Source organism: Pseudoduganella sp. S-14 (assembly GCF_049913285.1).
Taxonomy (GTDB): Bacteria; Pseudomonadota; Gammaproteobacteria; order Burkholderiales; family Burkholderiaceae_D; genus Rugamonas.
In genome coordinates this window covers 3,563,262-3,588,035 of the sequence record NZ_CP183991.1, presented here as the reverse complement: position 1 = coordinate 3,588,035, position 24,774 = coordinate 3,563,262, and the positions used below count along the sequence as shown (strand labels likewise).

General features: G+C 64.6%; 26 protein-coding genes. 23 read left to right on the top strand and 3 right to left on the bottom strand.

Annotated elements, in window-relative coordinates; all coding sequences use genetic code 11:
* The first annotated feature begins 23 nt into the window (after positions 1-23).
* The 8 genes from ACN9MZ_RS16340 to ACN9MZ_RS16305 are packed head-to-tail and all read left to right on the top strand — an operon-like array spanning position 24 to position 6,738.
* Complete coding sequence (locus tag ACN9MZ_RS16340; protein ID WP_426338036.1) at positions 24-1,202, top strand: acetyl-CoA C-acyltransferase; 1,179 nt, start codon at positions 24-26, stop codon at positions 1,200-1,202.
* Positions 1,202-3,025 (top strand): acyl-CoA dehydrogenase, encoded by a 1,824-nt coding sequence (locus ACN9MZ_RS16335; RefSeq protein ID WP_426338035.1) that lies wholly within the window; start codon positions 1,202-1,204, stop codon positions 3,023-3,025. The genes ACN9MZ_RS16340 and ACN9MZ_RS16335 overlap by 1 nt, the downstream gene beginning before the upstream one ends.
* A gap of 10 nt (positions 3,026-3,035) precedes the next feature.
* On the top strand, positions 3,036-3,338 hold the full coding sequence (locus ACN9MZ_RS16330) for a Dabb family protein (RefSeq protein ID WP_426338034.1): 303 nt from the start codon (positions 3,036-3,038) through the stop codon (positions 3,336-3,338).
* A gap of 10 nt (positions 3,339-3,348) precedes the next feature.
* On the top strand, positions 3,349-4,134 hold the full coding sequence (locus tag ACN9MZ_RS16325) for an SDR family oxidoreductase (protein ID WP_426338033.1): 786 nt from the start codon (positions 3,349-3,351) through the stop codon (positions 4,132-4,134).
* A 9-nt stretch (positions 4,135-4,143) separates the two neighbouring features.
* Positions 4,144-5,142, top strand: a complete 999-nt coding sequence (locus tag ACN9MZ_RS16320) for an NADP-dependent oxidoreductase (protein WP_426338032.1) — start codon at positions 4,144-4,146, stop codon at positions 5,140-5,142.
* Positions 5,139-6,035, top strand: a complete 897-nt coding sequence (locus ACN9MZ_RS16315; RefSeq protein WP_426338031.1) for an SDR family oxidoreductase — start codon at positions 5,139-5,141, stop codon at positions 6,033-6,035. Before ACN9MZ_RS16320 ends, ACN9MZ_RS16315 begins: the two co-directional genes overlap by 4 nt.
* A gap of 13 nt (positions 6,036-6,048) precedes the next feature.
* On the top strand, positions 6,049-6,471 hold the full coding sequence (locus tag ACN9MZ_RS16310; protein ID WP_426338030.1) for a GNAT family N-acetyltransferase: 423 nt from the start codon (positions 6,049-6,051) through the stop codon (positions 6,469-6,471).
* Between the two features lie 9 nt (positions 6,472-6,480).
* Positions 6,481-6,738 (top strand): hypothetical protein, encoded by a 258-nt coding sequence (locus tag ACN9MZ_RS16305; protein ID WP_426338029.1) that lies wholly within the window; start codon positions 6,481-6,483, stop codon positions 6,736-6,738.
* Here the strand turns inward: ACN9MZ_RS16305 and ACN9MZ_RS16300 are convergent.
* Genes ACN9MZ_RS16300 through ACN9MZ_RS16290 form a run of 3 tightly spaced genes read right to left on the bottom strand, consistent with a single transcriptional unit; the run spans position 6,735 to position 8,781 of the window.
* A complete protein-coding gene (locus ACN9MZ_RS16300) occupies positions 6,735-7,493 on the bottom strand; it encodes an NRDE family protein (protein ID WP_426338028.1) in 759 nt (252 codons plus the stop codon). The two genes, ACN9MZ_RS16305 and ACN9MZ_RS16300, sit on opposite strands and share 4 nt — an antisense overlap.
* Positions 7,484-7,771 (bottom strand): DUF4936 family protein, encoded by a 288-nt coding sequence (locus ACN9MZ_RS16295; protein ID WP_426338027.1) that lies wholly within the window; start codon positions 7,769-7,771, stop codon positions 7,484-7,486. Before ACN9MZ_RS16295 ends, ACN9MZ_RS16300 begins: the two co-directional genes overlap by 10 nt.
* 2 nt (positions 7,772-7,773) lie before the next feature.
* Positions 7,774-8,781 (bottom strand): YgfZ/GcvT domain-containing protein, encoded by a 1,008-nt coding sequence (locus tag ACN9MZ_RS16290; protein WP_426338026.1) that lies wholly within the window; start codon positions 8,779-8,781, stop codon positions 7,774-7,776.
* 144 nt (positions 8,782-8,925) lie between these two features.
* Here ACN9MZ_RS16290 and mltG point away from each other — a divergent pair, with 144 nt between their 5' ends.
* From mltG to ACN9MZ_RS16215, 15 genes are all read left to right on the top strand, one after another.
* Entirely contained in the window at positions 8,926-9,915 is a 990-nt protein-coding gene (gene mltG / locus ACN9MZ_RS16285) for an endolytic transglycosylase MltG (RefSeq protein ID WP_426338025.1), read from the top strand.
* Positions 9,916-10,530, top strand: coding sequence for a dTMP kinase (gene tmk, locus ACN9MZ_RS16280; RefSeq protein WP_426338024.1), 615 nt, complete (start codon positions 9,916-9,918; stop codon positions 10,528-10,530).
* Entirely contained in the window at positions 10,527-11,546 is a 1,020-nt protein-coding gene (locus ACN9MZ_RS16275) for a DNA polymerase III subunit delta' (protein ID WP_426338023.1), read from the top strand. The genes tmk and ACN9MZ_RS16275 overlap by 4 nt, the downstream gene beginning before the upstream one ends.
* 12 nt (positions 11,547-11,558) lie before the next feature.
* Entirely contained in the window at positions 11,559-11,936 is a 378-nt protein-coding gene (locus tag ACN9MZ_RS16270) for a PilZ domain-containing protein (RefSeq protein WP_426338022.1), read from the top strand.
* A 3-nt stretch (positions 11,937-11,939) separates the two neighbouring features.
* Positions 11,940-12,461: a GNAT family N-acetyltransferase gene (locus ACN9MZ_RS16265; protein ID WP_426338021.1), complete on the top strand. Its 522-nt coding sequence runs from the start codon at positions 11,940-11,942 to the stop codon at positions 12,459-12,461.
* 136 nt (positions 12,462-12,597) lie between these two features.
* Positions 12,598-13,377, top strand: a complete 780-nt coding sequence (locus ACN9MZ_RS16260) for a TatD family hydrolase (protein WP_426338020.1) — start codon at positions 12,598-12,600, stop codon at positions 13,375-13,377.
* The gene (locus ACN9MZ_RS16255; RefSeq protein WP_426338019.1) at positions 13,377-14,063 is read left to right on the top strand and encodes an ankyrin repeat domain-containing protein; all 687 of its coding nucleotides are present in this window, start codon (positions 13,377-13,379) and stop codon (positions 14,061-14,063) included. The genes ACN9MZ_RS16260 and ACN9MZ_RS16255 overlap by 1 nt, the downstream gene beginning before the upstream one ends.
* Positions 14,064-14,157: 94 nt before the next feature.
* Positions 14,158-15,069: a methyltransferase domain-containing protein gene (locus tag ACN9MZ_RS16250; RefSeq protein WP_426342915.1), complete on the top strand. Its 912-nt coding sequence runs from the start codon at positions 14,158-14,160 to the stop codon at positions 15,067-15,069.
* A 108-nt stretch (positions 15,070-15,177) separates the two neighbouring features.
* Positions 15,178-15,375: a hypothetical protein gene (locus tag ACN9MZ_RS16245; protein WP_426338018.1), complete on the top strand. Its 198-nt coding sequence runs from the start codon at positions 15,178-15,180 to the stop codon at positions 15,373-15,375.
* Between the two features lie 148 nt (positions 15,376-15,523).
* Positions 15,524-17,278: a glycoside hydrolase family 2 protein gene (locus tag ACN9MZ_RS16240; protein ID WP_426338017.1), complete on the top strand. Its 1,755-nt coding sequence runs from the start codon at positions 15,524-15,526 to the stop codon at positions 17,276-17,278.
* Positions 17,279-18,452: 1,174 nt separating this feature from the next.
* Positions 18,453-21,062: an NAD(P)-binding protein gene (locus ACN9MZ_RS16235; RefSeq protein WP_426342914.1), complete on the top strand. Its 2,610-nt coding sequence runs from the start codon at positions 18,453-18,455 to the stop codon at positions 21,060-21,062.
* Between the two features lie 2 nt (positions 21,063-21,064).
* Entirely contained in the window at positions 21,065-22,213 is a 1,149-nt protein-coding gene (gene dgoD, locus ACN9MZ_RS16230; RefSeq protein ID WP_426338016.1) for a galactonate dehydratase, read from the top strand.
* Positions 22,207-23,109 (top strand): 2-dehydro-3-deoxygalactonokinase, encoded by a 903-nt coding sequence (locus ACN9MZ_RS16225; RefSeq protein ID WP_426338015.1) that lies wholly within the window; start codon positions 22,207-22,209, stop codon positions 23,107-23,109. Before dgoD ends, ACN9MZ_RS16225 begins: the two co-directional genes overlap by 7 nt.
* Positions 23,109-23,726, top strand: a complete 618-nt coding sequence (locus ACN9MZ_RS16220) for a 2-dehydro-3-deoxy-6-phosphogalactonate aldolase (RefSeq protein ID WP_426338014.1) — start codon at positions 23,109-23,111, stop codon at positions 23,724-23,726. Before ACN9MZ_RS16225 ends, ACN9MZ_RS16220 begins: the two co-directional genes overlap by 1 nt.
* On the top strand, positions 23,723-24,772 hold the full coding sequence (locus ACN9MZ_RS16215) for an aldose epimerase family protein (RefSeq protein WP_426338013.1): 1,050 nt from the start codon (positions 23,723-23,725) through the stop codon (positions 24,770-24,772). Before ACN9MZ_RS16220 ends, ACN9MZ_RS16215 begins: the two co-directional genes overlap by 4 nt.
* Positions 24,773-24,774 lie beyond the last annotated feature (2 nt).

The window sequence follows — 24,774 nt, the reverse complement described above, 5'->3', positions numbered from 1 at the left end:
ACATTCTTCCAGAGGAGACACCCATGACCGAAGCAGTCATCGTTTCAACCGCGCGTACCGGCCTCGCCAAATCCTGGAAAGGCGCCTTCAACATGACCCACGGCGCCACCCTCGGCGGCCACGTGCTGCAGGCGGCCATAGCACGCGCCGGCATTGAAGCGGGCGAGCTGGAGGATGTCATCATGGGCTGCGCCAATCCGGAAGGCGCCACCGGCGGCAATATCGCGCGCCAGATTGCCTTGCGCGGCGGCGCGCCGGTCGGCGTGCCCGGCATGACCATCAATCGTTTCTGCTCTTCCGGCCTGCAGACCATCGCCACCGCCGCCCAGCGCGTGCTGGCGGGCGAGGGCGAGATCTTCGCGGCCGGCGGCGTCGAGTCGATTTCCTGCGTGCAGCAGGAAATGAATATGCACATGTACAAGGACGTCTGGCTGAACGAACACAAGCCGGCGATCTACCTGCCGATGCTGCAAACGGCCGAAGTCGTGGCCAGGCGCTATGGCATTGCCAAAGAACGGCAGGACGAGTACGGCGTGCAGAGCCAGCAGCGCGCCGCAGCTGCGCAGGCGGCCGGCCGCTTCGATGCCGAGATCGTCCCGCTGACGGTCACCATGGGCGTGGCCGACAAGGCGACCGGCATGCTGGGCACGCGCGAAGTGACGATTGCAGCCGACGAGGGCATCCGCGCCGACACCACTATGGAAGCGGTGCGCGGCATCCGCACTGCCGTGCCGGGCGGCGTGATCACGGCGGGCAATGCCAGCCAGTTCTCCGACGGCGCCTCCTGCGCCATCGTCATGAGCGACCGCGTTGCAGCTGCCAAAGGCTTGCAGCCGCTGGGCGTCTTCCGCGGCTTCGCCGTTGCCGGATGCGAGCCGGACGAAATGGGGATCGGCCCGGTCTTCGCGGTGCCGAAGCTGCTCAAGCGCGCAGGCCTCAAGGTCGAAGACATCGGCCTTTGGGAGCTGAATGAAGCCTTCGCCGTGCAGGTGCTGTATTGCGCCGACAAGCTTGGCATCCCGATGGAGCGCCTGAACGTGAACGGTGGCGCCATCGCTGTTGGCCATCCTTATGGCGTCTCCGGCGCCCGCATGGTCGGCCACGCGCTGATCGAAGGCAAGCGCCGCGGCGTGAAATATGTGGTGGTCACCATGTGCATCGGTGGCGGCCAGGGCGCGGCAGGCTTGTTCGAGGTGGTGTGATGTCGTCCCGGCTGCTGAACCGCCGCGATGTCGAATTCATGTTGTACGACTGGCTCGACGCCGAAGGGCTTGCCAGGCGTCCGCGCTTCGCCGACCATAGCCGCGAGACCTTTACGGCAGCCCTCGACACCGCCGAGCTGATCGCCTCCGACCTGTTCGCCCCGCATAACAAGCTGAGCGATCAGCAGGAACCGCAGTTCGACGGCGAACGCGTTCGCATGATCCCGGAGGTGAAGCGCGCACTGGACGCCTTCTCGGCAGCGGGCCTGATGGCCGCCGGCCAGGACTACGCGCTGGGCGGCATGCAATTGCCGCTGACGGTGGAAAAGGCGATCACTGCCTACTTCACCGCGGCCAACATGGCCACTGCGAGCTACGCCTTCCTCACTATCGGCAACGCCAATACGCTGCTCAAATGCGCCTCCGCGGCGCAGGTGGAACACTTTGTGCGGCCCATGCTGGAAGGGCGCTGGTTCGGCACCATGTGCCTGAGCGAGCCGCAGGCTGGCTCCAGCTTGTCCGACATCACCACCCGCGCCGAGCCGGATCCCGACACCGGAGGCCAGTACCGACTGACCGGCAACAAGATGTGGATTTCCGGCGGCGAGCACGAACTGGCCGAGAACATCGTGCACCTGGTGCTGGCAAAGATTCCCGGCCCGGACGGCAAGCTGGTGCCCGGCATCAAAGGCATTTCCCTGTTCATTGTCCCCAAGTTCCTCGACAACGGTGAACGAAACGACATCGCCCTGGCGGGCCTGAACCACAAGATGGGCAACCGCGGCACCACCAACTGCCTGCTGAACTTCGGCGAAGGGCGGCAACTGCCCGGCGGCCGCAGCGGCGCTATCGGCTACCTGGTCGGCCGCGAGGGCCAGGGCCTGCTCAACATGTTCCACATGATGAACGAGGCGCGCATCGGTGTCGGCCTGGCGGCCGCGGTACTGGGCTACACCGGCTACCTGCACGCGTTGGATTACGCGCGCGAGCGCCCGCAGGGCCGGCATCCGGCAGCCAAGGATCCGGCCTCGCCGCAACTGCCCATCATTGCCCACACCGACGTGCGCCGCATGCTGCTGGCGCAAAAGGCCTACGCCGAAGGGGCGCTGGGGCTGTGCCTGTACAGTGCGCGCCTGGTGGACGACGAGCATACCGGCGAAACGCCGGAGATCCGCCAGCGCGCCGGCCGCCTGCTGGAATTCCTGACGCCGATCACCAAGTCCTGGCCGTCGCAATGGGGGCTGGAGGCGAACAACCTGGCGATCCAGGTGCATGGCGGCTACGGCTACACCCGCGAATACAACGTCGAACAGTTCTACCGCGACAACCGCCTGAACCAGATCCACGAAGGCACGCACGGCATCCATGGCCTCGACCTGCTGGGCCGCAAGGCCAGCATCCATGACGGTGCGCTGCTCAAGACCATGGCCGAGGAAATCCGCGCCACGGTGCACAGCGCGCGCGGCGCCGGCCGCGGCGCGGACGCGCGCCAGCTTGTAGCCCACGCCAATGCCCTCGATGTCGCCTGGCGCCGGGTTGAAGAAGTGACGCAGGCCCTGTATGCTGCCCCCGACCTTAACCAGACCCTGGCCAACGCCACGGTCTACCTGGAGGCGGTGGGGCATGTGGTGGTGGCCTGGATCTGGCTGCAGCAAGCCTTGGCGGCTGTGGCCGGGCTGCCGGAAGAGGACAACTTCCGGCGCGGCAAACTTCAAGCCTGCCGCTATTTCTACAAATGGGAGCTGCCCAAGGTCCAGCCGCAACTGGACCTGCTGGCCGCCCTCGATACGACCACGCTCGACATGCAGGACGCGTGGTTCTGAGGAGTAGCGAATGATCAAGCACATCGTCATGTGGAAGCTGAAAGACTTTGCCGAAGGCGCCGGCCGCGCCGCCAACGCGGCCAAAATGAAAGAGCAGTTGCTGGCCTGTGCCGGCATCGTCCCAGGCATCCTGAAGCTCGAAGTGGCCATCGCCGAGCCGGGTCTGGAAGCGACCTGCGACGTCGTGCTGTATTCCGAATTCGAAAACAAGCAGGCGCTCGACGCCTACCAGTCGCACCCGCAGCACCAGGCACTCAAACCATTCTTCAGCGCTGTGCGCGATGCGCGCCAGTGCATGGATTACACAATATAAGGACTCGAATATGCGTACTACCCAGGAACTCTTCGACCTCAAAGGCAAAACTGCACTCGTCACCGGCGGCTCGCGCGGCCTGGGCCTGCAAATGGCCCTGGCACTGGGCGAACTGGGCGCGAAGGTGGTGGTCACTTCGCGCAAGCAGGCCGACCTGGACGAAGCGGTTGCGGTTCTGAAGGAAAACGGTGTCGAAGCGTTCGCCATCGCCGCCGACCTGGGCAAGGAAGCATCGATCGATCCGCTGGTGAACGCGGCGCTGGATGCGCTGGGCGGCCATATCGACATCCTGGTCAATAACGCAGGCGCCACATGGGGCGCTCCGGCGGAAGACTATCCGCTGGAAGCCTGGGACAAGGTGATGAACCTGAACGTGCGCAGCATCTTCCTGCTGTCGCAAGCCGTCGGCAAGCGCTCCATGATTCCGCGCCGCTCCGGCCGCATTATCAATATCGCATCAATTGCCGGCCTGGCCGGCAATGGCCCCGGCACCATGAAGACCGTCGCTTACAATACGTCCAAGGCGGCCTTGATCAACTTCACCCGCGCCCTCGCGGGCGAGTGGGGCGAGTACGGTATCAACGTCAACGCGCTGGCGCCGGGCTTCTTCCCGTCGAAATTGAGCGCAGGCGTGATCAAGGCCATGGGCGAAGACAAGCTGGCGGCGGCAGCGCCGCTGCAGCGCCTGGGCGGCGACGAGGACCTGAAGGGCGCGGTTGCGCTGTTCGCCTCCGACGCCGGCCGGCACATTACCGGCCAGGTCCTGGCAGTTGATGGCGGGGTCTCGGCAGTCTAAGGAGTTTGCATGTCCAAGTATCATCGCATCGTGCTGGCCTCGCGCCCGCGCGGTGTCGTCGTGCCGGAAAATTTCCGGCTTGAAGAAGTAGAAGTACCGGAGCTGGCCGAGGGCCAGCTCCTGGTGCGCAACCATTACCTGTCGCTGGACCCTTACATGCGCGGACGCATGAGCGAAGCGAAAAGCTATGCTGCGCCGCAGCCGCTGGACCAGACCATGATCGGCGGCACGGTCGGCGAGGTGGTCGAATCGCGCAACCCCAGCTTTGCTGTCGGCGACTTCGTGGCCGGCATGTTCGGCTGGGCCGAGATGGGCGTGTCGGACGGCGCCGGCTTGCGCAAGGTCGATACCAGTGTCGTCCCGGCCTCCGCCCACCTCGGCGTGGTGGGCATGCCCGGCATGACCGCCTGGTACGGCATGCATGAAATCCTGCGCCCGAAGGTGGGCGAGACCGTGGTGGTGTCCGCAGCCAGCGGTGCGGTGGGCAGCGCGGTCGGCCAGTTGGCCAGGCTTGCCGGTTGCCGCGCGGTGGGCGTTGCCGGCGGCAAGGCCAAGTGCGATTACGTGGTCAATGAACTGGGTTTCGACGCCTGCGTCGATTACAAGGCCGGCAACCTGAAGGCCGACCTGGCAGCCGCCACCCCGGACGGCATCGACGCCATTTTCGAGAACGTGGGGGGCGAAGTATTCGATACCGCTCTGGGCCGCAGCAACGCCTTTGCGCGCGTCGCGCTATGCGGCCTGCTGGCCGGCTACGGCGGCGCCGAGATCCCGATCCGCAACGCCAAGAAGCTGCTGCTAAGCCGCATCACCTTGCGCGGTTTCATCGTCACCGAGCATATGGATATGTGGCCGCAAGGCCTGTCCGAGATGGGCAGGCTGGTCGCATCGGGCCAGATCAAATACCGTGAAACGATTTCCCAGGGCCTGGCCTCGGCGCCGGAAGCCCTGATCGGCCTGCTGCAGGGCCACAACTTCGGCAAACAACTTGTGAAACTCACCCTATGAAAAACTTCCAAGGCAAGGTTGCAGTAATCACCGGGGGCGCGAGCGGCTTTGGCCGTGAATTCGCGCTCAAGGCCCACTCGCTCGGCATGAAGCTGGTGCTGGCGGATGTGCAGCAGGACGCGCTCGACGCCACAGCCGCGGAACTGCGCATGCAGGGCGCCCAGGTCGTCGCCGTGCGCTGCGACGTGCGCCAATCGGCCGAAGTGCAGGCATTGGCCGATGCGGCGATGCGCGAGTTTGGCGCGGTGCACCTTGTCTTCAACAACGCCGGCGTCGGCTTCGGCGGCCTGCTGTGGGAAGCGACGGAAGCGGACTGGGACTGGGTGATGGGGGTGAACGTCTCGGGCGTGATCCACGGCGTGCGCATCTTCACGCCCCTGATGCTCGAGTGCGCGCGGCGCGACCCTGGTTACGAAGGCCACATCGTCAACACGTCCTCGATGGCCGGCGTGCTTTGCCCGCCAGTGATGGGCGTCTACAACGTGTCCAAGCACGCCGTAGTCGCGCTGACCGAAAGCCTCTATCACGACCTGGCGCTGGTGCAGGCCCCGATCGGCGCCTCGGTGCTGTGCCCGTTCTTCGTGCCGACCGGCATTCACCAGTCGCACCGCAATCGTCCAGGCGACACGCCGATGGAAGGCAAGCCGACCGCCAGCCAGATGGCGGCGCAAGCGATGGTAACCAAGGCGGTTACTTCCGGCAAGGTGTCGGCGCACGACGTGGCCGAACTGACGTTCGCCGCCATCGCGGGCGACAAATTCTACATCTTCACCCACCCGCAGGCTTTGGACGGTGTGGCGCAGCGGGCGCGCGACATGGTGGCCCAGAACAATCCGGCCGACCCCTATGAAGCCACCCCGCAGGTCCGTGAGGCCCTGCGCGCAATGTTGTGAGAGAATGCGCGGCATGACGACAACACTCCGCTTTGGCGAATGGGCCGCCATGCAGGCCGACGCAACACCGATCCGCATCGAAGTCTTCGTGCGGGAACAGAACGTGCCTGCCGACCTGGAAATGGACGACAGGGATGCCGCCAGCCTGCACGCCGTGGCCTATGATGCGGCCGGCAAGGCGCTCGGGACAGGGCGCCTGCTGCCTGATGGCCATATCGGCCGCATGGCTGTGCTGCGCAGCGCGCGCGGTGCGGGAGTGGGCGGCGCCATCCTCAAGGGCTTGATGGAAAAGGCCCGCGAGCGCGGCGACGCCAAAGTTGTCCTCAGCGCCCAGACCCACGCGGCGGAGTTTTACCTGGCCCACGGCTTCGCCAAGGCAGGTGATGTCTTCTACGAAGCGGGCATTCCCCACATCGAAATGCACTACGAATTCTAGGAGTTGAAAATGAAACGTTCGATCATCGCGCTTGGTGTCTGCGCAGTGTTTGGCGCGGGCTTCCTCGCCGGTTCCATCAGCCCGATCCAGGTGGCGCAGGCACAGGTTGGCGTCTCTGGCATGCAATGGCCGGCCGCAGCTGCAGCCCCCGCCACGGCCAACGGACCGACCCATTTCTATGCCATCGACACCGGCACGCGCACACTGATTTCCTGCTCCCGCCAGGGCAAGGAAAAGCCATCCTGCGTGCGGGAGCAGCTTCCTTAACGGATCTGGATCTCGTGCAATTGCGCCGGGGCGTCCGCGTACAGCTTGACCACGGTGGAACTGCGCGTGCCGTAGTTCGGCGACTCGATCTTCACGGCTGACAGCAGCCGTTCCAGCTCCAGCGGCACCCCGGTTTCCGGCAAGCGCATGTCCGGCGCCCGGGTGGTGTCGGACAGCATCTCGAAATAGGCGTCTTCCGGCGCTCCAAGGCACAGCAGGCTGGCGAATTGCGCCTTGGTTTTCAGCACTTTCGGCCATGCCGAGTCGAGCAGGGCGTTCGACAGGCCATAGATGCCCGGCTCCAGCGGCCTGCCGTTCCGTGGGTCGTCATTTCCCTTGTTCGAATACCAGACCAGTTCCTTGCCGTCGCACAGGACAAGGTTGAAACCGTTGTATCCGCCCGCGCCAGGCGCAAGCTGCGCCACATATTCCTGCGCCGTCATGCCGCCGGCCAGGAAATCGGCCACCAGTTGGCCGCGCGATGGCGCCAGCGGGTTGTGTTCCTGCGGATTGCGCACGTTGGTGATCGCCGCAAAGCGCGAGGGGCCGGCAGCGCCGGCGCCAGACGGGGCGCTTGGCCGCGTGATCCCCATCCAGCTGCCACCGGCCTTGAGGTCGCGGCCCGCATAGATGTGCGGCGCATCCGGCCACGGCGCCGCCGGCGTCGTATCGCGGTCGTAGAATTCGTCGCGGTTCGCCGCCGCGATGAGGGGCACGCCAGGCACCACCTGCCAGGCAAATACGATCAGGCACATGGCGGCACATCCTCGAACACTTCGACGTGGCGCGGTCCTGCGATCCAGCGCGCCAGCCCGGCTCGCGCCGCCGCTGCGTCGAGCGCGGCCAGGAATGCGTCGCCGGCGCCCGGATAAACCTCCATCCAGGTCTGCACGCCCCCGGGTGCTTCCGGGCGTCGCTTGAGCTGCGCGACCACGCCATGCGCCGCCGACAACGACGACTGCATGGCGATAACTGCCGCCTGCAGGCCAGCCGCCTGTGCGGCCTGCACCTTGTAATACACGTAGAGGTCCATGTTCAGACGTCGAGCTTGTCCAGAACGTAGGGCAGGGGCTTGAACTGCAAAGCCGGCCCGCTGGCCGAGCCGAAGCGCACGTCGCCCGCTTCCAGCGCTTCCAGCTTCATCTCCACCAGGGCATCGACGCCGCCCGCGCCGTTGCGCGCCGTATTGACCACCGTGCCGCAGGGCTGCTCCGGATCGGCCGGCGAGAATACCTCGGCGCCCGGCGCCACCGATGCATCGTCAATGGAAGCAAGCGCGGTGCGGCGCTTCAGCTTGCCCAGGTACTGGCTGCGCGCCACGATTTCCTGGCCTGGATAGCAACCTTTCTTGAAGTTCACACCGCCCAGCAACTCGAAGTTGACCATCTGCGGCACGAACTGCTCTTGGGTGCCCGGACCAACCTGCGGCACGCCGGCATGGATTTCAGACAGGCGCCAAGCCTCGTTGCCGCCCACCACCAAACGGTCCTTCAGCATGGAAGCGGCGGTCGACGCCGTTTCCGGCGACGCCAGCCACAGGTAGCGCGGCGCGCCAAAGGCATCGGCCAAGCGCAGAACAGTGCCCAGCGGGTGGTCGATCTTGCTGAACGGCTTGGCCGGCAGCACGTCGAACCAGGTCTGCAGCACCGCCTCCGCATCGCCGCCGCCAATAGCCAGCGTCACGTACTGGTCGGTGACATCGGCCGGCTTGGTCTTGCTGCGCAGGATAAACATTTGCAAACGTTTCTGCACCGCCGGCTGGATTGCGCGCGACAGTTGCAGGAAGATCGATTCTTCGCTCTTCCACATCAGGAAGGACGCCAGCAGGCGTCCCTTCGGCGAGCAATAACCGGCCAGGCGCACCTCGCCAAGGCCCAGGTGTTCGACGTCGTTGGTCAACTGGTTATGCAGGAAACTGGCCGAGTCTTCGCCGGTGAAGGCGATCAGGCCCTGGTCGGTGAGCGGGGCAACAAAACCGGTCGCGAGCTGGCTCGTGCTCAGTGTTTCTTGTTCCTGTGTCAAAAGTTGATTCCAGTTATTCATAAATTCCCATATTCTGGCGATGAAAGCATTATCATTACGGCCTTCATTATAGTGATCCCGCGCAAATTGCGCCGGGGGCTTGGAAAACGCTGTCGTCCAGGCTGAAACTGGTTCAAGATTGGATTATCGAACGGGCATTTGGAAATGGCGTTTATCAAGAAGTCGATCACACTGGGTTTATTGGCCGCGGCCGGGGCCGTGGGCGGGTTTGCCTGGTGGGCGGGCCAGCCTGTCATTGGCCAGGAGCCTGCCATTGAGTTCACCATCAGCAAAGGCAGTGGGGCCAGCGCTGCCGGCCAGCAGATGGCCGCTGCCGGCGTGCCGATCCAGCCGCTGATGTTCAACCTGCTGGCGCGCGTGACCGGCAAGAGCGGGCAGCTAAAGGCTGGCACATACGAGCTCAAACCTGGCACGACGCCGATGCGCTTGATCGGCCAGCTGGTGCGTGGCGAGTTTGCCCAGGAGTCCCTGACCATCATCGAAGGCTGGACCTTCCGCCAGATGCGCCAGGCCATCGCCGCGCATACCGGCCTGAAGCACGATACCGCCGAGCTTAGCGACCGCGAGTTGATGGCGCGCATCAACCCCGAATTCAAGAATCCGGAAGGCCTGTTCTTCCCTGATACTTATCTGTTCGCCAAGAATTCCAGCGAACTGGCCATTTTCCGCCAGTCGCACAGCATGCTGATGAAGCGCCTGGGCGAAGCCTGGGAAAAGCGCGATCCCGGCCTGCCCTACAAAACGCCTTACGAGGCGCTGACCATGGCCTCCATCGTGGAAAAGGAAACCGGCCAGAAGTCCGAACGCAATATGATTGCCGCCGTGTTCGTGAACCGCCTCAAGCTGGGCATGCTGCTGCAAACAGACCCGACCGTGATTTATGGCATCGGGCCCAAGTTTGACGGCAATATCCGCAAGAAGGACCTGGAAACCGACACCCCCTACAATACCTATATGCGGGTCGGCTTGCCGCCGACTCCGATTTCGCTGCCGGGCGTGGCTTCGCTGACGGCAGCGCTGGCGCCGGCCAAATCCGGCGCACTGTACTTCGTGGCGCGCGGCAATGGCACCAGCCAGTTCTCCGATAACCTGACCGACCATAACCGGGCGGTCAACCAGTACCAAAAACAATAAATGACAACACGCGGTAAATTCATCACTTTCGAAGGCATCGACGGCGCCGGCAAGTCGACCCACATCCAGTTCGTTGGCGAGCTGGTCAAGGCACGCGGCCTCGAGCTGGTCAGTTCGCGCGAACCGGGCGGCACGCCGCTGGGCGAAAAGCTGCGCGAACTGTGGCTGCACGAAACCATGCACGTCGAGACTGAAACCCTGCTGGTATTTGCCAGCCGTCGCGAGCACGTGGCGCAAGTGATCGAACCAGGCCTGGCGCGCGGCGCCTGGGTCATTTCCGACCGCTTTACCGACGCCAGCTTTGCCTACCAGGGCGGCGGCCGTGGCCTGAGCCGGGACAAGCTGGAAATCCTGGCGCACTGGGTGCATCCCAACCTGGAGCCGGACCTGACCATCCTGTTCGACGTGCCGCTGGAAGTGGCGCGGGCCCGCCTCGATGCCACGCGCGAGCTGGACCGTTTCGAGCGCGAGCAGGCCGATTTCTTCATGGCTACCCGCACCGAGTACCTGCGCCGCGCCGCCGAGGCGCCGCAGCGCTTCCGCGTCATCGATGCCACCCGCAGCATTGCCGATATCCAGGCGGAGCTCGCCCGCATCGTGGGAGCGCTTGCTTGAGCGGCCAGGTGTATCCATGGCAGCAGGGCGCCTGGCAACAGCTGCAGCAGCTGCGCCAGCGCATGCCGCATGCCATCCTGTTCCACGGCGCAAACGGCATCGGCAAGGCAGACTTCATCGAGCAGTTCGCCCAGGCGCTGCTGTGCGAAAACGCGCGCCCGGACGGCCACGCTTGCGGCGTATGTCCAAGCTGCGGCTGGTTTCAGCAGCACAGCCACCCGGACTACCGCCGCGTGCGGCCGGAAATCTTTGAAGACGAGCCGGGCGAGGGCGAAGAGGGCGAGGACAAGAAGGCTGCCAAGAAGGCGCCTTCCAAAGAGATCAAGATCGAGCAGATCCGCGCCCTGGCCGATTTCATGAACATCTCGACCCACCGCCAGGGTTTGCGCGTGGTGGTGCTCTATCCGGCGGAAGCGTTGAACATGCCGGCCTCGAATGCCTTGCTGAAAACGCTGGAAGAGCCGCCGCCAGGGACGGTGTTCCTGCTGTCTTCCAACGGCCTGGACCGCGTGCTGCCGACCATCCTGTCGCGCTGCCGCAAGTTCGCCATGCCGATGCCGTCCCATGCCGAAGCGCTGGCCTGGCTCAAGGAGCAGGGCGTGCCCGACGCCGATAGCTGGCTACGCGAGCAGGGCGGTTCGCCGCTGGCCGCCGTGGCTGCCTCGGAAACAGGCAACCGCGAAGAGTTGGATGCTTTGCTGCAGTACCTGGCCCGTCCGAGCGTGGACGGAGCCCTGAAAACTGCTGATAAATTGCAGAAAGTACCACTCAGCGCCTTGGTGTCATGGCAACAACGCTGGCTTTACGATCTGTTTTCGTACAAACTTGCAGGTAACATCCGTTATTATCCGCGTTGCCAGCGCGAGCTGGCCGGACTGGCGGAGAAGGTGAACATCAGCCGCCTGATGGCAGCGATCAAGGGCGCCAACGAGCGGCGCGCGACGTCCGACCATCCGCTGTCGCCGAAACTGTTTATTGAAGATATGCTTCTTGACTACACTGCTTGCTGTAGCTGAAGAAAGGAAAAAATGAGCGCAAGCCCAACCGAACCAGGTACCGCGGCCGTCAACCGGCCAACGGTGTTGTCCCTCGCCATCAAGGAAAAGGCGGCCCTGTATGCGGCCTATATGCCTTTCCTGAAGCATGGCGGCATGTTCGTGCCAACCCAGAAGCCCTACAAGATTGGCGACGAGATCTATTTGCTGCTGACCTTGATGGATGATCCGGCCAAGTACGCGATCGCCGGCAAGGTGGTCTGGATTACCCCGGCTGGCGCGGCCAATAACAAGACGCAAGGCATTGGCGTGCATTTCCCGGACGACGAGACCGGCACCCGTACCCGCCTGCGCATCGAAGAAATCCTGGGCGCGGCGTTGCGCTCGTCCCGTGCCACCCACACGCTGTAAGGCATGACGAAGTTGCGCCACCCGAATTTCCGCCACCGCCTCGCCACACTCGACGACCTGCCGACGATTGTCGCGATCTACAACAGCACCATCGCCTCGCGCGAAGTGACTGCCGATACTGAGCCCGTGTCGCTTGAATCGCGTTTGCCGTGGTTCCACGAGCATCAGCCCGGCCACCGGCCGCTGTGGGTGATCGAGGAGGCGGGACGCGATGGCATCCTTGGCTGGATTTCCTATTCGAACTTCTACGGCCGGCCAGCCTATGCCGGCACGGCGGAAGTGTCGATTTATATCGACCAGGCCTGGCGCGGCAAAGGCGTGGGGCGCTATGCGCTGCAGGAAGCGATTGATTTTGCGCCGCAGCTCAAGGTGCATACCGTGCTCGGCTTCATCTTCGGCCATAACAAGCCATCGTTGGCGCTGTTCGGGAAATTCGGCTTCGAGACCTGGGCCACGCTGCCGCGTGTCGCCAACCTGGACGGTATCGAACGCGACCTGGTCATCCTGGGCAAGCGCGTCGCTTAAATCGCTCACCAGCCGGGCGATCATGCCCGCGACCAGGGCCAGGATCGGCACCAGGGCACCGACGGTTTTGCACAGGCTGGGTCCGGAAACGTTGCAGCGCTTGGAGCGTTGCGCCGATTTTGGATAAAATGGCCGGATGTTCATCGATTCCCATTGCCATATCGACTTCCCGGAGCTGGCTGCCCGGATGCCTGAAATCCTCGCCAAGATGGCGGAAAACAAAGTCAGCCACGCGCTCTGCGTGTCGGTCGACTTGCCGGACTTCCCGCGCGTGCTGGCGCTGGCCGAGCAGTATCCGCATATTTACGCCTCGGTCGGGGTCCATCCCGATTATGAAGACACGCCTGAACCGACGGTCGAACAGCTGGTCGACCTGGCTCGGCATCCCAAGATCGTCGCCATCGGCGAAACCGGCCTTGACTACTACCGCCTGCAAGGCGACCTGGAATGGCAGCGCGAGCGTTTCCGGACCCATATCCGCGCCTCGCGCGCGTCGCGCAAACCATTGATCATTCACACCCGTTCCGCCTCGGAAGACACCATTCGGATCATGCGCGAAGAGGGCGCCGGCACCGGTCAGGGCGGCGTGGCAGGCGTCATGCATTGCTTTACCGAATCGCTGGAGGTCGCGCGCGCGTCGATGGAGCAAGGCTTCTATATTTCCTTCTCGGGCATCGTGACCTTCAAAAGCGCCAAAGAGCTGCAGGCAGTGGCGTTGGAAGTGCCGCTAGAACGGATGCTGATCGAAACCGATGCGCCCTACCTGGCGCCTGTACCGTACCGCGGCAAGATGAATGAGCCGGGCTATGTGGCCCACGTTGCCGAATTCATTGCCAAGCTCAAAGGCATCCCGTTGGAAAAGGTCGCGGAGCAGACTTCCGCCAACTTCTTCGACTTGTTCAAGGCGGCGGCCTGATGATGAGCCGCCGCGCCGCGCTGGTCTTCCTGGCCGGAGCTGCCTCGGCGCTGCTCGCCGGGCTGGCAAGCGCGAACGGGGCCGGCGAGGAGTTCGACGCCGAAGCCGATCAGGTCGCGTTCTTCCGCGCTGTCCAGATCGACGACGACCGCACCGTCAAGACCGTACTGGCGCGCGGCCTCGACCCTAACCTGCACGACCCGCAGCGCGGTGAAACCGGTCTCATCATTGCGATGCGCAATGATGCAATGCGCGTTGCCAGGCTGCTGCTGGCGCAGCCAGGCTTGAAAATCGATGAGCAGTCGCCGAACGGCAATACGGCCTTGATGATGGCGGCTTTGCAAAAGAACAAGCTCGCCGTGCTCGCCATGCTGGAGCGCGGTGCGCAGGTCAACCGCCCCGGCTGGACGGCCCTGCATTACGCCGCCGCGTCCGGCGACCTCGACATCATGAAGCTGCTGCTCGAGCGCCACGCCGACATCGACGCCGCCTCACCGACCGGCACCACGCCCCTGATGCTGGCCGCCCGCGAAGGACAGGAAGATGCGGTCAAGCTCCTGCTCGATGAGGGCGCCGACGCCCGCCTGAAAGACCGTGCCTGGCGCGAAAATGCCGCCGAATTTGCCATTCGCGCGCAAAAACCATGGATTGCCGAGCAAATCCGCCAGCACCTCGGCGGCAAATAAGCCGGTATTTCCCTTTCATATCGTGCAAATGGCCAGGCGCGCTTGGGGCGACAATCCAGTTGTCGACAACCCACCGCGCACCCGCGCCACTGCCATGCTGAACGAACGCGAAATCGAAAGCTGCTACCTCGGCCAGTTCATCCCGCTGCACTACCATCACAATATGCTGATGGATGCCAACCGCATGCACAACTTCAAGGCCGCCATCGATTACGTGGTCAAGCCCGGCATGAAGGTGCTGGAACTGGGCGGCGGCACCGGCGTGCTGTCCTTCTTCGCAGCGCAGAAGGCCGACAAGGTGTATTGCGTTGAATTTAACCCGGACATGGTGCAGGAAGCGCGCAAGTTCCTGGCAATGAACAACAATGGCGAGCGCGTCGACGTGGTGCATGCCGATGCCTTCGAATACCTGCCGCCGGAGCCGGTCGATGTCGTCATCTGCGAAATGATCCACGTCGCCATGCTGCGCGAAAAGCAGGTCGAGGTCATCGAACATTTCAAGCAGCGCTACCTGGAGCGCTTTGGCGGCCCGCTGCCTGTGTTCGTGCCGGAGGCCGTCCTGATGGCGGTCCAGCCGGTCCAGCAGGAATACGATTTCGACGGTTTCATCGCCCCGATCGTGCAGTTCCAGCAGCCGGGCCAGATCCAGAACGCCACGGTGGAATTGTCCCAGCCCCAGGTCTATGCACTGATCGACTTCACCCAGCCCAACGAAATGCTGTATCGCTGGGAAGGCCAGTTCATCGCCGACAGGGACGGCCAGCTCAACGCGCTGCGTTTCATCACCAAGAACATCCTGGCGGTCGTGTCCGAACGCAACAGCACCATCGACTGGCTGAACCACTATATGACCCTGCCGCTTGCCGAGCCGGTCCAGCTGCGGGCCGGCGAGGCCGTGCAAGTCAGCTTTGCCTACCGTGCCGGCGGCCAGATCCAGTCGCTGCAAGCGACCATGCGCGCAGCAGCCCTGCGCGCAACGGCCGCCTTGCCGGCCTTTGCAGCTTGACCCCGCCTTTTCGCGATCTGTCGGCCTAATCTGCATTTGGTCGCATGTCCGTTGTCCGGGCCGGACGTCCGTTTTACAGTTGCCTCAAGTTCAATCGGAGGTGCTGGAATGTTCGGCTTCATCTTATGGCTGTTGTTGCTGTTCCTGTGCTGGCCATTGGCCTTGCTGGCCCTGGTCCTGTATCCCATCGTCTGGCTGCTGTTGCTGCCGTTCCGCTTGCTTGGCATCGGTGTCGAAGCGGTGTTCGAACTGCTGCGCGCCATCGTCATGCTGCCGGCGCGCGTGCTGGGCGGTTCACCACACTAACCGCCTGGCGCGGCATTTTGCATACCGACAGTATCTAAAGGCGCTATGCGAAGCCGGAGGAAATTTTTCCGGCCCGTATCGTAAGCGCACTGTGGCAATCGCGCTGCTACGATGGCCCATCGAATAACAACGATGGGCGGGGCAGACAATGGGGCAATTCGAATATCCGCGGCCGCAACTGGTGCGCGATCAGTGGCAGTCGCTCAATGGCGAGTGGGAGTTCGAGTTCGACGACGAACACAGGTATTGCCTGCCTTCGGACGATATCCCCTGGTCGCGCCGCATCCATGTGCCGTTTGCACCGGAGTCGGAACTGAGCGGCATCGGCGACACCGGTTTCCATAACGCTTGCTGGTACCGCTGCCGTTTCAAGGTCGAACAGCGCGGCGCCCGCACGCTGCTGCATTTCGGTGCCGTCGACTACCAGGCGCGCGTGTGGATCAACAACCACATGGTGGCCGAGCACGAAGGCGGGCACACTTCCTTCACGGCCGACATTACCGACGAACTGGTCGAGGGCGAACAGACCCTGGTGCTGTTCGTGGAAGACGATCCTGCCGACCTGAACAAGCCGCGCGGCAAGCAGGACTGGCAGCTCGAACCGCACTCGATCTGGTACCCGCGCACCACCGGCATCTGGCAAACCGTATGGCTGGAAAACGTCGGGGCCACTTATATCCGCAGGCTGCGCTGGACACCGATCTTCGATGGCTATGAACTGGGCTGCGAAGTGCTGGCCGGCGGCGATGCCGCGCCCGGCCTGGCAGTCGAGGTCAAGGTCTGGCACGGCGGCAAGCTATTGGCCGCGGACAGCTATCTGATGGTAGGGCAGGAGGCCAACCGCAAGATCGCCTTGTCGGACCCGGGCATCGACGATTCGCGCAACGAAATCCTGTGGAGCCCCGAGCGGCCCACCTTGCTGGACGCCGAGCTGACCCTGTACCGCGATGGCCAGGTACTGGACCGCGTGCGCTCCTATACCGCCATGCGCTCGGTGTCGATCAACCGCGACCGCTTCATGCTGAACGGCCGGCCCTACCATCTGCGCCTGGTGCTCGACCAGGGCTATTGGCTGCAAAGCCTGATGACCGCGCCCTCCGACGAGGATTTGCGGCGCGATGTCGAGCTGGCGAAGGCGATGGGCTTCAACGGCGTGCGCAAGCACCAGAAAATCGAGGACCCGCGCTACCTGTACTGGGCCGACCGCCTTGGCTTGCTGGTCTGGGAAGAGATGCCGTCGGCCTACGCCTTTTCCGCGCGCGCCATGACGCGCCTGCTGCATGAATGGAGCGAGGCGATTGAACGCGACTACAGCCACCCTAGCCTGATCGTCTGGGTGCCGTTCAACGAATCCTGGGGCGTGCCCAACCTGACCGCCATGCAGTCGCACCGCAATGCGGTCGAGGCGCTATACCACCTGACGCGCATGCTGGACCAGACCCGGCCCGTGATCGGCAATGACGGCTGGGAGGCTTCGGCCACCGACATCCTCGGCATCCACGATTACGATCCCGACCCGGAGCGCGTGCGCCAGCGCTATGAAGTGGCCGATCCGGTGCGCACCCTGTTCGACCAGCGGCGCCCGGGGGGCCGCATCCTCACGCTGGACGGCTTCCCGCACCGCGGCCAGCCGATCGTGCTGACCGAGTTCGGCGGCATTGCGTTCGATCCGAACGCGCCCGCCCACCACACCTGGGGCTATTCGCGCCAGAATACCGCCGAGGCCTTCCTCGAGCACTACCGTTCCTTGCTGAAGGTGGTCAACGAAACCATGATGTTCAGTGGCTTTTGCTACACCCAGTTCGCCGACACGTTCCAGGAAACGAACGGCTTGCTGAACGCCGACCGCACGCCCAAGATTCCCCTCGAGCTGATCAGCGCGGCGACGCGCAACGTGCAATAGGTGCGCCGTGACGACTCCCGCCTGCCATCCCTTCGCCACTTTCTGGCAGGCCGGCTATGAGGGCGCCGACCACGTCAACCATGCTGGCCAGCCGCAGGACATGAACCGGGTCACCGGCCATCTGCAGCGCGCCCGTGCCGACTATGAACTGCTGGCCCAATTCGGCATCCGCACGGTGCGCGAATCGATCGGCTGGCGGCTGGTCGAGCGCGGCGGGCAGTTCGATTTCTCGCCGCTGCTGCCGCGCCTGGAAGCCGCACGCGAGCTGGGGCTGCAAAGCTGCTGGACCTTCTGCCACTACGGCTGGCCGGAAGACGTCGACATCTACAGCGACGACTTCGTGCCGCGCTTCGTGCGCTTTTGCCAGGCCAGCGCGCGCTTCCTCGCGCCCTGGCTGGGCGAAGAGCCCGTGTACTCGCCGATGAACGAACTGTCCTTCACCGCCTGGGGCCTGTCGGTGCATATGTTCCGCTGTCTGAACATGTACCACGAGCGGGCCGGTGAACTGGGCAAGCGCCAGCTGGTGCGCGCTTCCATCGCCGCCATCGACGCCATTCGCGAGATCACGCCGGGGGCGCGCTTTTTCCAGTGCGACCCGCTGATCCACGTCATCGCGCCCAAGGATCGTCCCGACTGGGCTGCGCAGGCTGCCGGCTGGACCGCCTCGCAATACGAGGCGCTGGACATGCTGTGCGGCCGCGTCGAACCGGAGCTGGGCGGCCATCCACGCTACCTGGACCTGGTGGGCGGCAACTACTACCACAGCAACCAGTGGGAAAGCGGCACCAATATGCGGCTGTGGTGGCACCTGGACGACCCACGGCGCCGGCCCCTGTCCGACATCTTGCTCGAACTGCACCAGCGCTACGGCCGGCCGGTGTTGCTGGCGGAGACCAGCCACGTCGGCAGCGGCCGCGGTACCTGGATCAGGGAAATGGCGGAGCAAAGCATGATCGCGCGCGAACGCGGCGCCGAGGTCTGCGGCATTTGCCTGTATCCGGCCGTCGACCGGCCCGACTGGGAAAACGCCGAGCACTGGCACCACAGCGGGCTGTGGGACCTGGACCGCAACGGCCCCGATCCGCTGGCCCGCGTGCTCGTCGCGCCGTATGCCGCCGCGCTGCAGCAATCGATCCGGCTGACCGACAGCCTGTGTGAAACCAAGGAGAGCGCCATGCAAACGTTAATTGTTTTCTGCCACCTGCGCTGGGATTTCGTGTTCCAGCGTCCGCAGCACCTGCTCACCCGCCTGGCCAAGTATTACAAGGTGGTGTTCGTCGAGGAGCCGGTGTATGAGGAAGGGGAGGCGCGCATGGTCATGTCGCACCCGGCGCCGAACCTGACGGTATGCCAGCCGCATACGCCAGTGCAGGCCCATGGTTTCCACGACGACCAGATCCCGCTGCTGCAGCCGCTGGTGGCAGCCCTGGCGCCCGAGGGCGAGGAAGTGCTGGTCTGGTTCTACACCCCGATGGCCCTGCCGTTGCTGCAAGCCCTGCATCCGTCGCTGGTCATCTATGACTGCATGGACGAACTGAGCGCCTTCAAGAACCCGCCCAAGCAGCTGCTGCAGCGTGAAACGGCCTTGCTGAACATTGCCGACCTGGTGTTTACCGGCGGGCCCAGCCTGTACGAAGCCAAACGTTCGCGCCATGACAATGCGCATTGCTTTCCCAGCAGCGTGGACGCGGTGCATTTCGAGCAGGCGCTCGACCGCAGCAATGGCCATCCGCTGCACACGGCAATTGCGCGGCCGCGCCTGGGCTTTTTCGGCGTGATCGACGAACGCTTCGATGCCGAGCTGATTGCCGACATCGCCGATGCGCATCCGGAATGGCAGGTCGTCCTGGTAGGCCCGGTGGTCAAGATCGATCCGGCCAGCTTGCCGCAGCGCCAGAACGTGCACTACCTGGGACAGCAATCCTACAAGGCCCTGCCGCAGTTCCTGGCGGGCTGGGATGTCTGCCTGCTGCCGTTTGCGCTGAACGAAGCAACGCGTTTCATCAGCCCGACCAAGGTGCTTGAGTACATGGCGGCGGAACTGCCCATCGTCAGCACTGCCATCCGCGACGTGGAACAGCCGTATGGGGACATCGTGGCCGTCGGCCATGAGCACAACGGGTTCATTTGCCATTGCGAGGCGGCGCTGGCCCAAACGCCGGCGCAGACGGCAGCGATGGCAGCGGCCATGCGGGCGGTGGTGGCGCGCACGTCGTGGGATGCGACAGCCGACCGCATGCGCGAACTGATCGGCCAGACACCGCCGGGCGGCAAGGCCGCGCGCCTGGCCGGCACGGGGGGCACGCCCAAGCTGGTCGGCGCCAGCGCGGCGGCCAAGGTCAACCCGCTGCGCGGCTCGGCCAGCGGCCAGTCGTTCGGCAGCATCGTGATCGGCGGCGGGCCGACCGGCTTGTCCACGGCCTACCACGTGGGGGCCGACAACCTGCTGCTGGAACGCAACGAGACGGTCGGCGGCTGGTGCCGCTCCATCGAGCAGAACGGCTTCACGTTCGACCACGCCGGCCACATCATGTTTTCCAACGATCCTTACGTGCTCGAACTGTACGACAAGCTGCTGGGCGATAACCAGCATTGGCAGATGCGCGAAGCCTGGGTCCGCAGCAAGGGCGTGTACACCCGCTATCCCTTCCAGGGAGCGCTGTATGGCCTGCCGCCGGAGGTGATCAAGGAGTGCATCGTGGGCGCCATCGAGGCCCGTTATGGCGACTCCGGCAGCAGCCTGGCTTGCTCCAGCATGGAAGTGGAGGACTGCTGCGCCGACGGCAGTGCCGAGGCGGCCAAGGCCAGCCCGGAAGCGCGCGCGGCCCAGACCGAAAGCTTCGAGGACTTCATTTACAAGGTGTGGGGCAAGGGCATCGCGCAACACTTCGCGATCCCGTATAACCGCAAGTTGTGGACGGTGCCATTGAGCGAAATGGAAACTTCCTGGCTTGGCGGGCGCGTACCCTTGCCGGACCTGTCGGAGATCATCGAAGGCGCCTTGCGCCCGGTGCCGCGCCCGATGGGGCCGAACGCCCGCTTCGGCTATCCGCGCCGCGGCGGTTTCCAGGCGCTGATGAATGGCTTCCTGCCGCTGATTCGCGGCAAGATCGAAGTCAATGCGGAAGTGGCACAGGTGCTGCCTGCGGAGCACGTCGTCATGCTGGCAGATGGCCGGCGCTTCACATACGGCGACCTGGTCAGCACCATGCCGCTGCCGGAACTGGTCAAGCTGATTGGCGAAGCAGCGCCGCCGCAAGTGCGCGAAGCGGCGCGCGGCCTGCGCCATATCTCGATCCGCTGCGTGAATATCGGCCTCGCGCGCAGCGACGTCAGCGACAAGCATTGGATTTACTACCCCGAGGACAGCATCTTCCACCGCATTTTCGTGCAAGGCAACGCCAGTCCCGAATGCAATGCACCGGGCGGTTTCGGCTTTACCTGCGAGATCTCCTATTCGCCATGGAAGCCGCTGCCGCTCGAGGGCGATGCCCTGATCGAGCGCTGCATTGCCGATGCGATCAAGGTCGGCTTCATGCGCGCGGACGACCAGGTCCTGGTGGCGAACCAGGTCGACATGCCGGTGGCCTATGTCGTGTACGACCACCAGCGCGCGCGCAACGTCGCCACCGTGCGCGAATGGCTGGCGCAGCATGACATCCTGCTGGCCGGCCGTTACAGCGAATGGGAATACTACAATTCCGACCACGCTTTCCTGGCCGGCAAGCGCGCAGCAGAGCAGGTAGCGCGCCATCGCAGCCGGGTCGCTCCGAAGGTTTCCTGACCATGAAGATCACGCAACTCAGCACTTACCGCGTGCCGCCACGCTGGATGTTCCTCAAGATCGACACCGATGAGGGCATCAGCGGCTGGGGCGAACCGGTGATCGAGGGCCGTGCGCGCACCGTGGAAGCGGCGGTGCACGAACTGGGCGAACTGCTGATCGGGCGCGATCCGGCGCAGATCAGCGACCTGTGGCAAACCATGTACCGCGGCGGCTTCTATCGCGGCGGTGCCGTGTTCATGAGTGCCATTGCCGGCATCGACCAGGCCTTGTGGGACATCAAGGGCAAGGCGCTGGGCGTGCCGGTGTACCAGCTCCTGGGCGGCAAGGTACGCGAACGCATGAAGATCTACAGCTGGGTCGGCGGCGACCGGCCGGCCGACGTGGTGGCGGGCATCCAGACCTTGCGCGATATCGGCCTGAATACCTTCAAGATGAACGGTACCGAGGAAATGGCCATGCTCGACTGCGCCACGGCGGTGGACGCAGCCGTCGAGCGCATTGCCGGCATCCGTTCCGCCTTCGGCTACGACATCGAGTTCGGCATCGATTTTCACGGCCGGGTAGCCTGGCCGATGGCCAAGCCACTGCTGCGCGCGCTGGAGCCGTACCGCCCCTTGTTTGTCGAAGAGCCAGTGCTGGCCGAGCAGTCGGAGTATTACCGCCGCCTGTCCGACATGACCAGCATTCCGCTGGCGGCCGGCGAGCGCATGTTCTCGCGTTTCGAATTCAAGCGCGTGCTGGAGCAGGGCGGACTGGCGATCCTGCAGCCGGACCTGTCGCACGCGGGCGGCATCAGCGAATGCCTGCGCATCGCCGCCATGGCGGAAGCCTACGATGTCACGCTGGCGCCACACTGCCCGCTGGGCCCGGTAGCGCTGGCGGCCTGCCTGCAGGTGGACTTTGTCTCGTACAACGCCGTGCTCCAGGAGCAGAGCATGGGCATCCACTACAACAGGGGCGCGGAGCTGCTCGACTACGTACACAATGCCGGCGACTTCCGCATGGAGGGCGGGTACATCGCCCCCTTGCTCCTGCCGGGCCTTGGCGTCGAGATCAATGAAGAACGGGTCATCGAGGCCAGCCGCGCAGCGCCCGACTGGCGCAATCCGCTGTGGCGGCACGCCGATGGCAGCGTGGCCGAATGGTAGCGCCAGCCTGCTTGCTGGGCATTGACTGGGGCACGAGCAACCGGCGCGCCTATGTCATCGGCGCGGAAGGGCGTTGCCTGCGCAAGCACGAGGACGCGCAGGGCGCCCTGGCGGCACAGGGCCATTTTGCCGAGTCATTGCACGCGCTGCGTCAACTGCTCGAGCTCGACGCGCTGGTGCCGGTCGTCATGTCGGGCATGGTGGGCAGCGCGCAGGGCTGGCAGGAAGTGGCTTACCTCGATAGCAGCGTGCCGCTGGCGCGCCTGCCCGAGACCCTGGTGCCGGTCGGCGGCGCCGCAGGCTGCTTCATCGTGCCGGGCTACTGCTATCGCGAGCACGGCAGCATCGATGTCATGCGCGGCGAAGAAACCCAGTTGCTCGGCGCCCATTTCCTCAAGCATGGCGATGGCTGCTACGTGCTGCCGGGCACGCACAGCAAATGGGTGGAAGTTTCCGATGGCAAGATTGCGCGCCTGACCACCTTCATCACCGGCGAATTGTATGCGTCCTTGCGCTCATCGGGAACCCTGGCAGCACTGATGGCCGAGGGCCATGCGGACGCCAATGCCTTGCGCGCCGGCGCCAACCGTGCGCAAAGCGCCGAAGCCCTGAGCCATACTCTGTTTGAAGCGCGGGCCCGCGTCGTGGCGGGCGAGTCGAACGCAGGCGAAACGCGTTCCTATGTCAGCGGCCTGTTGATCGGCACCGAGTTCGCGGCGCGGCGCGAAGAGGCGCCCGCTGCGGCCGGCAGCATGCCTGTGCTGCACCTGATCGCCTCGCCCGAGCTGACTGCGCCGTACCGCGAAGTCGCGCAAATGCTCGGCTACGCGACCGAGTTGATTGACCCGGACCAAGCTTATTGCGCGGCCCTGGCTCGCTTCATGGAGGCAATCTGATGAGCGCAATCGACGAGTACCAGCCGCCGCTGGTGGCGATTCTTCGCGGACTGAGCGCTGCGGAAGCGCCGGCAGTCGCGGCGGCACTGTTCTACAGCGGTTTCCGGATCCTGGAAGTGCCGCTGAACCGCCCGGGCGCCCTGGAATGCATCCGCCTGCTGGACGGCATGAAGCCAAACGATGGCCTGGTTGGCGGCGGCACGATGACCAGCGTCGCCGACGTGGACGCAGTCCACGCGGCCGGCGGCCGCATCATGGTCGCGCCGAATTTCGACCCGGCGGTGATGCGGCGCGCGCGCGACCTGGGCATGCTGACCCTGCCGGGCGTTGCCACGCCGACCGAAGCACTGGCGGCGCTGGCGGCGGGCGCGGATGCGGTCAAGTGGTTTCCCGCCGAGACGCTCGGCCCGAGCGGGCTGCGTAGTGTCAAGACCATCCTGCCGCCGTCGGCAAGGGTGTGGCCGGTCGGCGGCGTCAGCGCAGGCAACCTGCATGAATGGGTGCGCGCCGGCGCCGACGGTTTCGGCATCGGCGGCCGCTTGTATGAGCCGGGCATTGCCTTGCCCGAGCTGGAGTCGCGGGCGCGCGAGCTGATTGCCGCCTGGCGCGCCCGATGAAGCCCTGTGTCGAAAGCCGCTTGTTCGGAGAGCTTGCCAACGGCGAGCCGGTCATGGAATTCACGCTCGATAACGGACGGGGCATGCTGCTGTCGGTCCTGGATTACGGGTGCATCATCCGTAGCTGGCGCGTGCTGGCGCGGCATCGTCCACCGCTCGACTTTGTGCTCGGTTTCGATACCATGCTCGAATACGAACGCGACACGGCTTATTTCGGGGCCGTGGTCGGGCGCTTCGCCAATCGCATAGCGGGCGGCCGCTATGCACGCGATGGCCGCGTGGTGCAACTGACGCAGAACGAGGGCGAGAATCACCTGCATGGCGGCCGGCGGGGCTTTCACAAGCAAAGCTGGCAGGGCCATGCGAGCGCGGACAATGACGCGGCGCGCATCAGCCTGTGCCGCCTCAGCCGCGACGGCGAAGAAGGCTATCCGGGCAACCTGCTGGTCATGATCACCTACGAACTGACGACAAGCGGGGAGCTGCGCTGCAGCTGCCAGGCCGTCTCCGACCAGCCGACGCCGGTAAGCATCAGCCAGCACAGTTACTTCAACCTGGCTGGCGAGGGCGATATCCTCGGGCACGAACTGTGGCTGGACGCGGCCCACTACCTGCCGGTCGGTGCAGGCCTGCTGCCGACCGGGCAGGTGAGGGAAGTGGAGAACACCCCGTTCGACTTTCGGCGGAAACGCCGGATCGGCAGCGCATTGGCAGAGGCGGATGCACAACTGGCCCTGGCGCGCGGCTATGACCACAATTTCGTGCTGGCGGGAGGATCCGGCCCGCAGGCCTGCCTGGCCGACCCGGCGTCCGGGCGCCAGATGGAGATTTACACCGATTGCCCTGGCTTGCAGTTCTACAGCGGGAATTACCTCGATGGCGCGCTGGGGGGCAAGGGGCGCGACTTCACGCGCCATGCCGGACTGTGCCTGGAGCCGCAGCATTTCCCCGACGCGCCCAACCAGCCCGGCTTCCCTGATGCGTTCTGCGGCCCAGGCGTCCCCTACAGCGCAAGCACGCGCTATGTCATCGACAGGTGGAGGTGATT